General features: G+C 40.6%; 16 protein-coding genes. All 16 read left to right on the forward strand.

The window, feature by feature from the left end; genetic code table 11:
* A partial coding sequence (locus Q0F90_RS04410; RefSeq protein ID WP_296003715.1) for a signal recognition particle protein occupies nucleotides 1-940 on the forward strand: 940 nt, incomplete at its 5' end.
* 59 nt (nucleotides 941-999) lie between these two features.
* A complete protein-coding gene (gene rpsP / locus Q0F90_RS04415; RefSeq protein ID WP_004695565.1) occupies nucleotides 1,000-1,263 on the forward strand; it encodes a 30S ribosomal protein S16 in 264 nt (87 codons plus the stop codon).
* Between the two features lie 21 nt (nucleotides 1,264-1,284).
* Nucleotides 1,285-1,512: a KH domain-containing protein gene (locus Q0F90_RS04420; protein WP_009352618.1), complete on the forward strand. Its 228-nt coding sequence runs from the start codon at nucleotides 1,285-1,287 to the stop codon at nucleotides 1,510-1,512.
* A gap of 14 nt (nucleotides 1,513-1,526) precedes the next feature.
* Nucleotides 1,527-1,934, forward strand: a complete 408-nt coding sequence (locus tag Q0F90_RS04425; RefSeq protein ID WP_005387339.1) for a YlqD family protein — start codon at nucleotides 1,527-1,529, stop codon at nucleotides 1,932-1,934.
* Nucleotides 1,934-2,431, forward strand: a complete 498-nt coding sequence (gene rimM / locus Q0F90_RS04430) for a ribosome maturation factor RimM (protein WP_296003717.1) — start codon at nucleotides 1,934-1,936, stop codon at nucleotides 2,429-2,431. Before Q0F90_RS04425 ends, rimM begins: the two co-directional genes overlap by 1 nt.
* 120 nt (nucleotides 2,432-2,551) lie before the next feature.
* Nucleotides 2,552-3,382, forward strand: a complete 831-nt coding sequence (trmD, locus tag Q0F90_RS04435) for a tRNA (guanosine(37)-N1)-methyltransferase TrmD (RefSeq protein WP_296003720.1) — start codon at nucleotides 2,552-2,554, stop codon at nucleotides 3,380-3,382.
* A complete protein-coding gene (locus Q0F90_RS04440) occupies nucleotides 3,379-4,032 on the forward strand; it encodes an NAD(P)H-binding protein (protein WP_296003722.1) in 654 nt (217 codons plus the stop codon). The genes trmD and Q0F90_RS04440 overlap by 4 nt, the downstream gene beginning before the upstream one ends.
* Before the next feature lie 76 nt (nucleotides 4,033-4,108).
* Nucleotides 4,109-5,182: a hypothetical protein gene (locus tag Q0F90_RS04445; protein ID WP_296003724.1), complete on the forward strand. Its 1,074-nt coding sequence runs from the start codon at nucleotides 4,109-4,111 to the stop codon at nucleotides 5,180-5,182.
* A gap of 36 nt (nucleotides 5,183-5,218) precedes the next feature.
* On the forward strand, nucleotides 5,219-5,650 hold the full coding sequence (locus Q0F90_RS04450; RefSeq protein ID WP_009352625.1) for a DUF350 domain-containing protein: 432 nt from the start codon (nucleotides 5,219-5,221) through the stop codon (nucleotides 5,648-5,650).
* A gap of 11 nt (nucleotides 5,651-5,661) precedes the next feature.
* The gene (locus Q0F90_RS04455; RefSeq protein WP_296003727.1) at nucleotides 5,662-6,222 is read left to right on the forward strand and encodes a hypothetical protein; all 561 of its coding nucleotides are present in this window, start codon (nucleotides 5,662-5,664) and stop codon (nucleotides 6,220-6,222) included.
* Between the two features lie 14 nt (nucleotides 6,223-6,236).
* Nucleotides 6,237-7,523 (forward strand): glutathionylspermidine synthase family protein, encoded by a 1,287-nt coding sequence (locus Q0F90_RS04460; RefSeq protein ID WP_296003729.1) that lies wholly within the window; start codon nucleotides 6,237-6,239, stop codon nucleotides 7,521-7,523.
* 113 nt (nucleotides 7,524-7,636) lie between these two features.
* Nucleotides 7,637-8,209, forward strand: a complete 573-nt coding sequence (locus Q0F90_RS04465) for an RNA methyltransferase (protein WP_296003731.1) — start codon at nucleotides 7,637-7,639, stop codon at nucleotides 8,207-8,209.
* A gap of 9 nt (nucleotides 8,210-8,218) precedes the next feature.
* Nucleotides 8,219-8,953 (forward strand): YebC/PmpR family DNA-binding transcriptional regulator, encoded by a 735-nt coding sequence (locus Q0F90_RS04470; RefSeq protein ID WP_296003733.1) that lies wholly within the window; start codon nucleotides 8,219-8,221, stop codon nucleotides 8,951-8,953.
* 205 nt (nucleotides 8,954-9,158) lie between these two features.
* Nucleotides 9,159-9,653 carry a crossover junction endodeoxyribonuclease RuvC gene (gene ruvC, locus Q0F90_RS04475; RefSeq protein ID WP_296003736.1) on the forward strand — a complete coding sequence of 165 codons (495 nt, stop codon included), beginning with the start codon at nucleotides 9,159-9,161 and terminating at the stop codon, nucleotides 9,651-9,653.
* Nucleotides 9,653-10,261, forward strand: coding sequence for a Holliday junction branch migration protein RuvA (ruvA, locus tag Q0F90_RS04480; protein WP_296003738.1), 609 nt, complete (start codon nucleotides 9,653-9,655; stop codon nucleotides 10,259-10,261). The genes ruvC and ruvA overlap by 1 nt, the downstream gene beginning before the upstream one ends.
* Before the next feature lie 2 nt (nucleotides 10,262-10,263).
* The coding region (locus Q0F90_RS04485) for an AAA family ATPase (RefSeq protein ID WP_296003740.1) at nucleotides 10,264-10,744 on the forward strand (481 nt) is incomplete at its 3' end.

Below are 10,744 nucleotides of genomic sequence, written 5' to 3' on the forward strand. Positions count from 1 at the left end.
CGTATATCGTCCAGCTGCGATTACTCAATTGCAAGTTGTAGGTAAGCAAATTGATATCCCAGTATTTGCGGATGAAACACCGGGTGCAAACCCTGTAGACATTGCGCGTCGTGCCGTAGAGCAAAGTACGCATATGTTGAAAGATGTTGTTATCATCGATACAGCTGGTCGTTTGGCCATAGACGAAGTCCTTATGGACGAGTTATCCAATATTAAATCTGCTGTTCGACCTCATGAAATTCTACTCGTTGTAGACTCCATGATCGGTCAAGATGCAGTAACAACAGCACAAACGTTTAATGAAAAATTAGGCGTTGATGGTGTTATCCTTACTAAACTAGATGGTGATGCGCGCGGTGGTGCTGCATTATCTATCAAAGCTGTAACAGGCTTGCCAATCAAGTTCACTGGTGTGAGCGAAAAAATGGATGGTTTCGATGTATTCTATCCAGACCGCATGGCTTCTCGTATCCTCGATTTGGGCGACTTCAAGACATTGATTGAAAATGTTCAAGGCGCTATCGATGAAGAAGAAGCTCGTGAAATGGCTAAGAAAATGGCGAAAAACAATTTCACTTTGGATGACTTCTTGAAACAGATGAACCAAGTGAGAAAGTTAGGGCCATTACAAAATATTATTGGTATGTTGCCAGGCATGGGACAAATTAAGGATCAATTGAAAGACCTTGATTTGAACAGTAAAGAGGTGCGCCGCATTGAGGCCATCATTACATCTATGACGGCAGCAGAGCGAGAAAACCCAAATATTCTTAATGGTTCTCGCCGCAAGCGTATTGCATTAGGTTCTGGTACACAGGTACAAGATGTAAATCGCTTGTTGAAACAATTTGAGGAAGCGCGGAAGATGATGAAGCGCATGCAAGGTTTACGTGGCGGTAAAGGCGGCTTCCCTGGAATGCCTAAATTACCGTTTATGTAATACATGGGCAGGGGCGCTGAACCTGTCCACTTACATCAGTATAAGGAGGTGAATTTCACATGTTAAAAATTCGTTTGACTCGTTTAGGTGCTAAAAAAGCTCCTTTCTACCGTATCGTTGTTGCTGACGCACGTGCTCCACGTGAAGGTCGTCCTGTTGACACTATTGGTCAATATGATGCTACTAAACAACCAGCTATCGTTAATGTAGACGAAGAAAAAGCTTTGGCTTGGTTAGCTAAAGGTGCTCAGCCTACTGACACTGTTCGCTCCTTGTTCAAAAAACAAGGCGTTATGCAAAAATTTGCTGACGCTAAAAAGTAATTAATAGAGAGGCATACTGTGATGATAGAATTAATTTCATTAATTGCGAAATCATTAGTGAAGCAGCCTGATGCCGTATCTGTTACCATGGTCCAAAAGGGAAATATGGAGGTTTATGAACTCCACGTAGCCCCAGAGGATATGGGCAAAGTCATCGGAAAGCAAGGACGAATTGCGAAGGCGATTCGCGCTGTGGTGAAAGCGGCGGCTATTAAAGAGAACAAAAAGATATCTGTTGATATTGTCTAAAAGGGAGTATTCCAATGGAAGAAATGACATTACGTGTCCCTGTAGCAGTAAAAGCAAAAGTAACAGAAGACTTGAAAGCGAAAATTGTATCCGATCTTGAAACTCGCCTTGATATGGTGAATAAAGATTTGGAAGCAATTGAGTTCCAAGCCCAACGTATTTTGGCTGATGCAGCTAAAGTTGATGCAACAAGTCTTACTGCTATTCGTCAACAAATCGACGAAGAAAAAAATAAACGCTTGGCTTTCAAAGAAGAAGTAACAGCTAAATTGAAAGATGCTCAAGGTTTAGCTTTGGGAACTGAAATTCCTCAAGGCACTCTAGAGCAAACAGTTACCGTTAAAATCGGGGATGATTTGGATGCCATGATGGGCGCTGAAATCCTATTAGAAGACGGTAAAATCGTTGCGTTTCGTCAATAATGAAGCATAACGATTTCATCACAATAGGTGTTATCATCGCCCCGCACGGCGTGCGGGGTGATCTTCGTATTATGCCTCAAACCGATTTTCCAGAACGGTTTATGCATATGGATGCCTGTTACATCGATGGTAAAGAATACCACGTTGCATCCGCACGATTTCACAAGCAATTTGTACTAGCATCTTTTAAGGAAATTCCTGATCGTAACACGGCTGAATTATTCAGTAAGAAGGCAATTCAAGTCCGTCGTGAAGATTTGGTAGAATTGCCAGAAGGTCGCTACTACATCTTTGATATCATTGGTCTTGAGGTTCAAGATACTAAGGGCAACGTGCTTGGCACGGTGACCGATGTGTTGCAACCTGGTGCTAATGATGTCTATGTGGTTTCCAAAGATGGGGAACCAGATCAATTATTTGCAGCCATTGAAGAGGTCGTTAAAGACATTGATGTGGACAATAAATTGATGATCGTAGATCCGCCTGAATGGATATAATCCTTTAGGCGGTTTTATTTTATCTACATATAGGTATATTATGATAAAAGTTATATAATATAGCTATATATAGATAATGCTAATGAGTTTATGTGAGTTAATAAGTACAGAGGACGGTCTATGCGTATTGATATCGTATCTTTATTCCCAGAGTTTTTTGATGCTTTTTTTAGTCATTCCATCATAAAACGGGCTATCGAAGCGGAACGCTTATCTATGGGCGTAACTAATCCTCGGGACTTTAGTCATAATAAACATGGTCAAGTTGATGATACGCCTTATGGTGGTGGTGCAGGTATGCTTATGATGGCACCTCCCATCTTTGAAGCCGTAGAATCTGTCATTGCTCAATATGATAGTACTATTAATAGCAACTTTGAAACAGATGAATTATGTGATGAAATGAGTCTTATTGGTAATCCAAGTGAAAGTGTACGACGTCGCATTATTTTTATGGGTCCTACAGGTCAGCCTTTCACACAAGAAAAGGCTCGTGAATTAGCGATGTACGATCAGTTGGTGCTCATTTGTGGTCATTATGAAGGCGTAGATTATCGGGTAGAGGAACATTTAGTAGATGAAACGATTTCTATTGGCGACTATGTGTTAACTGGTGGTGAGTTGCCGGCGATGGTCGTTGCCGATGCAGTAGCTCGCATGATTCCCGGTGTACTAGGTGCCGCTAGTGGGGCCCAAGAAGATTCCTTTTATGAGCCTTTATTAGAGTGCCCTCAATATACAAAGCCCCCAGAATTTAGAGGTTGGACTGTTCCCGACGTATTGCGCAGTGGCCATCATAAAAACATTGCTACCTGGCGTCAAAAGGAAGCTCTAAAACGGACACGATTATTGCGTCCTGACTTGTTGGAACGTCCATTAACAAAAGAAGAAATTAAACTTTTAAAAGAGATTGTTGCAGAAGAGTCTGAAAGACATAAAGGTGAAGTATGAAAGCTTTAGTATTAGGCGCTACTGGTGCAGTAGGTCGCCATATTGTAGAAACATTGATCGACAATCATGAAATTCAAGAAGTTCATGTATTTGTACGTCGTCGTGTAACGTATACATCTCCAAAGGTAACTGTTCATATCGTTAATTTTGATGAACCTCGTGAATGGGCGCACTTAGTAACAGGGGATATTTTATTCTCTGCTATGGGTACCAACCGTAAACAAGCGGGTTCTAAAGAAGCACAATGGACAGTTGATTATACTTACCAGTATGAAATGGCGCGTATTGCAGCTCAAAATGGAGTAAAAAAATATGGCTTAGTGTCCTCTTTAGGGGCGAATCCAAAATCGAAATTCTTTTATCTATCCATGAAAGGGCAATTGGAAGAGGTCATTCTAGAATTACCATTTGAAACGATCGTTATTGCTCGACCAGCTACCTTAATTCGAGAAGAACCTAAATTGGTAGAGCGTATTAGCTGTGCTGTATTTGGGGTCATCAATAAAGCACGTGTATTAATGAGTCAAGAGCCTGTAAAGACTGCTGATGTAGCTAAGATACTTGTAACAGCTACTATGGGGCAACAATATGGTATTTCTATTATTGAAAATGAAACGATTCATGAACGTGTAGGCTACTTTAAAGCTTAATTTCATTAAATCCCGTTTAGGAGAGAGAGTAGTTTAGATGCGTAAATAGGTTATTGCTACTCTAACGAGGTTGTTTATGGAGTTTAATTGTTACGATGTCCTTGAGGTTCAGGGCAGCCGTTATGTAATAACTGAAAAAATTAAATATAATGAGATTATTCCAAAAGCTGATCAGGAACAAGCCTATAAGGCTAAACCGTCTATGCAAAAGTCTCCTGGTGATTATTGGCATGAATATGGCCTAGAGGCTGTTGAGGGAACTGATAAAATATGGGTTACCATCGAGTACAATGATAATGAGTGGTGCACTGTATCTAGAACATCCTATCGTAAGCGTGCGCCGAAAGGCTTTACATTACATCAAATCGGTTTAGAAAAGGTTGTAGACGTAGACGGTGATAGTGGTGCGTCCGTAGGTGACCGAGCTGGCTATAAGGAATACCAATTGCCTTGTGAAGGTGGGGCTAGTGTATTCTTTGAAGAGAATTGGTTTAAAGGGGAAAAAATGTTTGCCGAAGGGGCTCGTGTCCCTTTGAGAAACATTCGTCTCTGTAATGATGCAGAAGCTAATGCTATTAGTAAAAAGAAACGTAATCAACGTCTGAAAAACCGTCTATCAGGAATTGCTAGTGCTATTGGATGTGGTGCATTATTATTTATGTGCCTTATTAGCTGGGAGGGGGATTTGTCTTGGCGTGACGTACGTGCTACATTTGGATTTCCATACACCGCAAAGGAGCATATGCATGACACATCCGTGTATTATACCAAGACAGATTCGGATACTGAAAATGTATATACTTCCAGTTTAGATCCTGTGAGTACCGCATTAGAATTAATCGATTCTTTAAACGGGGAGATTAAAAATGAAGGTGAGGACTTACAAGAAGGTCGTGAAGTCATTGTATTCTATGATGCTAAGTCTGCCTATATTATTACGAACGTAGATGGTCAAACCCGGATTAAGGTATGTGAACCAGGAAAGTTAACGCCAGAGGAACAGGAGCTTATTAATGGTACAATGCGAAAGTCCCATGTGCTTGATTCCTATGCCTATATGATTCGCAAAGGGGATACTGGAGGGCGCGATAAATTCCTTGATGTACACAAACTTAATGAAGCTGATAAGGCTTATATGTTTAACCGTTGATTATGAATATAAAGGGACAATATTAGGAGGTTTATCATGATTTTTATTCCTGATGTATTATTGACGATTTTTTATGCTTGTTTTGGAATTTTCTTAATGTTAACTGCCAACACGGTTATTGATTTTTTTGTACCTGGTAAATTTAGTGAAGAAATCAAACGTGGTAACTGTGCTGTAGCATGGCTATCTGCAGGTTCCTTTATCGGTATTGGTGAAATATTGCGTGCTGTTATCATGTCTCCTGTAGTTACTACAGCAGATACTTCTTTATTGCACGGTGTAGTAGCAAGTGTTGTTTATGCTATTCTTGGTATTGTACTATTTGTAACAGGCTATATGTTTATTAATCTATGGCATCGTAAATATAATTTATCTGAAGAGATTATGCGTGGTAATACAGCTGCGGGTATTCTCGTATTTGGTATCTTTGTAGGTCTTGCTCTCGTTGTTAGTGGTGCTGTGCACTAAGGGAGTGTCCTATGTATAAGCCAAGTAAGAAAACTATATACATAACGAGTGCCTTTGCCGCTGTGGCGGGCATCGTTGGTGTGTCTTCATACTGGAATGACATCGCTTATGCCGTATGTGATAAAATCTACCCGGAAGCAAATGATGGGGAAGTGCGATTAAAGGATAATCAAGGCAATCGCTACTCTTTACTGAACCATGGAGATGGTAAAGAAACAGCGTTGTTTGATGATAACCGATCCGTTACCTTTCACCGAGAAAAGGATGGCAGTTTAGTGTGGGATGCTGGTTTAGCCAGTCTTTTGCCAAGTATTGCAGCAGGCTACTATATTTTCCATGGATTTAATCCACCTACAGCTCGTATGGATGGACGAACTATGACATATCGTGTGGCGGCTCCATTAAAACCCTATGAGGAGCCTTATGTACATACAGCAACAGGTTCAAATGTGCGTACTTCTTTGGGGCGACGTACTTATCAAGACTATGAGAAGCGCAGAAGTCAAAAAGCCTCTTCTATAGGTCAAAAGTCGGGCTTTGGTAGTGCTGGTTCACGCTCTGGTGGCTCGTGATGGGAGGCGGTACTATGCAATCCTATATTGATGAGTTGGACAGGGATATATTACCTTTTGTAGAGTATGAAGGATATGACGACCGATATCCAACGCTTTCAGTACAATCCTTTCCTGCTGAGTTTTACGATGAAATACGACATGCATCTCGTATGTTATTCCAAATATTTTATAAGGCTACTAAGATCTTTCAGCAGGCACCTGATGAGTTTGCCCTCAATATGGATATGCCTGGAAATCTGATTCCTTATCTTCATCGAGGGAATCCGTTAGGCCTACCTACGTGGCTGTCTCGCTTTGATTTTGTTCTCGATACACAGGGGCGATTGCGCATGGTGGAAATTAATGCGGATACCCCCTGTTTTTTGATTGAAAGCTATTATGCCAATGAGGTAGGGGCCCGTTATTTTGATAAAGAACATCCTAATGCTGGAGCTAAAGATGAGCTAGAACGTTTTTTGAAACGCGTTTATGAACGCACTTCTCGGGAAAATAGTAAATATAATACAGCTAATAGTAGTGGACCTAATCCATTTGTGTTTGCTTGCTTTCACGATTACTTAGAAGACTTAGGAACTACTAAGTTTTTAATGAATACGATGAAATTCGCTTGTCCTGAGGCAGATGTACGATTTTTATCATTTTATGACATGGTCATTGATGATGAAGGTATTTTACTTTCTGATGGCAGTCACGCATCAAATCTGTACCGCTTGCATCCAATGGAATTGTTGATCGATGAGACGACAGCGACAGGGGAACCATTAGGTGAAATGTTCTTAGATTTATATAATGCAGGCAGGTTTAATTTATTTAATCCACCAGAAGCGATTATATTGCAAAATAAGTCATTTATGTCCTTGGTATATGCCTTATACTTGACTAATCAATTCTTTACAGGTCCTGAGCGAGATATTATTGAACGTTATTTGACGCCGTCCTATTTTGAAAGCGATTTCCCTAACCTTGATGAGGGCCTATATATTCAAAAGGAAATCTGGGGTCGTGAGGGCCGCAATATACAAGTCGTAGAAAAGCATGGCGATCAAGCAAAGGTCTATATGGAAAAGTTTGTAGACAATTATGATGACATTGTTTGTCGTGATAGTAAAAAGGTTATGTACCAAGATTTTATTCAACAGAAACGTTTTGTTCATACTGTAGATAGTGGTACAAAAGAAGGCTGCTTGACGCTGTCTTGCTTTATGCTTGGGGACCAAGCCTCTGCTGTAGGAGCCCGTTTTTCTCCAGAGGAAATTGCTGGTACAGAAGCTTATTTTCTACCTTTAGTTATCGATTAAAAACTATGCAGGATAATTAGTAGTACATCAATTATAGGGTGAGAAATATTAAGGTTTAAGGCTTGTATTACTATTGTTTATATTTGTTGTTACATTATAGGAGACATAAGGCGTTGGCTAACTTATATATTGGACTTGTTCATTATCCGATTATGAACAAGCATAAAGCGGTCATTACGACGGCCATTACCAATTATGATATTCACGACATTGCACGCTCATCTATTACGTATGATGTGTCTAAATATTTTGTCATTCATAATATACCTGCACAACGAGAGTTGGCAGCTACTATTATGGAACATTGGAAATCTGGCTTTGGTTCTACCTATAATCCTGACCGTAAAGATGCTTTCACCGGTGTAGAACTGGTAAATTCTATTGCTGTAGCGGTAAGAACTATCGAAGATATTGAAGGTGTAAAACCTATTGTAGCCACCACAGATGCTCGTACTTACGATAATACAATTTCCTATGCACGGATGCGTGAACATCTTGAAAATGAGACGCTCCCTGTGTTAGTATTATTTGGTACCGGTTATGGTATGACAAAAGAAACGATGGAAAGCTTTGACTATATTTTAGAACCTATATATGGTCACGGCGAATACAATCACTTATCTGTGCGTAGTGCTGTATCGATTATTCTTGATCGTTTACGGGGCGAAGCATGGTGGAATAAATAGGAGGCGTCTATGTCAGGACATTCTAAATGGGCAAATATTAAACATAAAAAAGGTAAAACCGATGCGTTAAAAGCTAAAATGGCTACGAAAATTGGTCGTGAAATTACCGTTGCAGCGCGTATGGGCGGTGCAGATCCAACAGGTAATATGCGTTTAAAATTGGCTTTACAAAAAGCTCGTGAAAACAATATTCCTAAGGACAATATCCAACGTGCTATCGATAAAGGTATCGGTGCTACGGATATGAACGCATACGAAGAAATCGTATATGAAGGTTATGGTCCGGCAGGTGTGGCTGTTACTGTTGAGGTTATGACGGATAATCGTAACCGTGCGGCAGCAGATGTGCGCCATGCGTTCTCTAAACAAGGTGGTAATCTTGGTGAAAGCGGTTGTGTAGGTTGGATGTTCAAATCTAAAGGCGTATTCGTTATAGACAAAGAAGGTCATGACGAAGATGAAGTAACTATGCTAGCTCTTGAAGCTGGTGCAGAAGACCTTAAGTCTGAAGATGATGTGTTTGAAATCTACACAGCACCTGAAGATTATGATGCAGTAGAAGCAGCTCTTGCTGATGCGGGCATCGAAACAGTAGTTGCAAAAATTACAATGATCCCTGATACTACTATTGAGTTATCTGGTGATGATGCAGTAAAAATGCAAAAAATGCTCGACGTATTGGATGATCTTGATGATGTACAAAACGTATATCACAACGGTATTTTGCCAGACGACGAAGAATAATTAGAAGGAGCACTCCGAGGGGTGCTCCTTTTCTATTGCTGTATGATGTTAGAAATTTTTCTAAAAGTTAAGAAAACTCATAGATTTCTTATAAAATTTTATAGGGAAATTCATGAACTTCGATGTGGTATTGTGCTATAATAAAATAGATTATGTATTGGAGGTAGGCGATAGCTTATCTCATTTTTAGACTAAGGGGGTTGGGGTGCGAATTATAGGAATTGACCCAGGTACGGCGATATGCGGATATGGCATTATTGACATGAAGGGCAGTAAACTAACACCAGTAGTCTATGGGGCTATTACAACTCCTAAGGAATTAACTGATTCACAGCGGTTGGAAATTTTATTTAATGACCTCAGTGATATTCTAGAGGAATATAAGCCAGATAAATTCGGTGTAGAGGAATTATTCTTTAACCGTAATGTAACGACGGCTATTAAGGTTGGTCAAGCACGGGGCGTCATTTTACTGGCTGCCGAGCAACAACGGATTCCAATCTATGAATACACGCCGCTACAAATCAAGCAAGCTGTCACAGGTTACGGCAAGGCTGATAAGAATCAGGTCATTTATATGACGATGAATATTTTGGGGATTCGTGAGAAGATTAAGCCTGATGATACGGCGGATGCATTGGCTGTCGCTATCTGCACGGCTCATAGTTCTCACAACGATAGATTGAAGAGGTTGGTATAATGATAGGGTATGTACGGGGCATCGTAACACATCTTTTTAAAGAGTCTTGTTACGTAGATGTACATGGCGTAGGGTATCGCGTATATGTGCCGACCACTACGCGTCAACAATTGATCGAAGGTCATGAGGCAACGTTATTCACGTATCTCAACGTACGTGAAGATGCGATGCAACTCTATGGCTTTTGGACGGAAGAGGAATATGAGCTATTTATTCTACTCATTTCTGTTTCTGGTATAGGGCCTAAGGTGGGGCTAGGCATTTTGTCTGGTATGACACCAGAGGCTTTCAAATTAGCAGTTATCAATGGCCAAGTTCAGCAATTAACTAAATTGCCTGGCATTGGCAAGAAGTCTGCAGAGCGACTTGTTCTTGAATTAAAGGATAAGTTAGCTAAAATGACACATATTTCTACGGAGTCACCGGCGGTAATTCAGCCTATTGGCGTTACTGCAAGTGGGGCTGCAGGAGAGGCTATTGAAGCTCTAGTGTCTTTGGGATACTCTGAGCGAGAAGTAGCGGATATTGTGGAGTCTTTAGATGATGGTAAACGCGATGTATCTGAGTTGATTAAGGTCAGCTTGATTGAGCTTGGGAAAGGACGATAAGGATGAATGAAGAAGTACGCCTTGTCGGAAATGGCGAGCACGAAGAAGATATATGGCAATATAGTCTACGTCCTAAATTCTTTAATGAATATGTAGGTCAAGAAGAAGCCAAAGGTAATCTAAATGTCTATATTCAAGCGGCTAAGCAGCGTGGTGAAGCATTGGATCACGTATTGCTCTACGGGCCACCAGGTCTTGGTAAAACTACATTAGCCGGTATAATTGCGAACGAATTGGGGGTTAACTTTCGCATAACCTCGGGTCCTGCTATTGAAAAGTCTGGTGACTTGGCTGCCATCTTAACGAATTTAGATGATCATGATGTATTATTTATCGATGAAATTCATCGTTTGTCTCGCAGTGTAGAGGAAGTATTGTACTCTGCAATGGAAGACTATGCTATCGATATTATCATCGGTAAGGGGCCAAGCGCTCGAACGGTGCGCATTGACTTGCCAAAGTTTACTTTGGTCGGTGCTACTA

The sequence above is a fragment of the uncultured Veillonella sp. genome, assembly GCF_934190855.1.
GTDB lineage: Bacteria > Bacillota > Negativicutes > Veillonellales > Veillonellaceae > Veillonella.

What these genes read in the sequence shown, in the direction of transcription:
- rpsP (WP_004695565.1), top strand. Translation starts at nt 1,000, where the DNA reads ATGTTAAAAATTCGTTTGACTCGTTTAGGTGCTAAAAAAGCTCCTTTC.
- Q0F90_RS04460 (WP_296003729.1), top strand. Translation starts at nt 6,237, where the DNA reads ATGCAATCCTATATTGATGAGTTGGACAGGGATATATTACCTTTTGTA.
- Q0F90_RS04425 (WP_005387339.1), top strand. Translation starts at nt 1,527, where the DNA reads ATGGAAGAAATGACATTACGTGTCCCTGTAGCAGTAAAAGCAAAAGTA.
- Q0F90_RS04470 (WP_296003733.1), top strand. Translation starts at nt 8,219, where the DNA reads ATGTCAGGACATTCTAAATGGGCAAATATTAAACATAAAAAAGGTAAA.
- Q0F90_RS04440 (WP_296003722.1), top strand. Translation starts at nt 3,379, where the DNA reads ATGAAAGCTTTAGTATTAGGCGCTACTGGTGCAGTAGGTCGCCATATT.
- ruvA (WP_296003738.1), top strand. Translation starts at nt 9,653, where the DNA reads ATGATAGGGTATGTACGGGGCATCGTAACACATCTTTTTAAAGAGTCT.
- rimM (WP_296003717.1), top strand. Translation starts at nt 1,934, where the DNA reads ATGAAGCATAACGATTTCATCACAATAGGTGTTATCATCGCCCCGCAC.
- trmD (WP_296003720.1), top strand. Translation starts at nt 2,552, where the DNA reads ATGCGTATTGATATCGTATCTTTATTCCCAGAGTTTTTTGATGCTTTT.
- Q0F90_RS04450 (WP_009352625.1), top strand. Translation starts at nt 5,219, where the DNA reads ATGATTTTTATTCCTGATGTATTATTGACGATTTTTTATGCTTGTTTT.
- Q0F90_RS04420 (WP_009352618.1), top strand. Translation starts at nt 1,285, where the DNA reads ATGATAGAATTAATTTCATTAATTGCGAAATCATTAGTGAAGCAGCCT.
- Q0F90_RS04455 (WP_296003727.1), top strand. Translation starts at nt 5,662, where the DNA reads ATGTATAAGCCAAGTAAGAAAACTATATACATAACGAGTGCCTTTGCC.
- Q0F90_RS04445 (WP_296003724.1), top strand. Translation starts at nt 4,109, where the DNA reads ATGGAGTTTAATTGTTACGATGTCCTTGAGGTTCAGGGCAGCCGTTAT.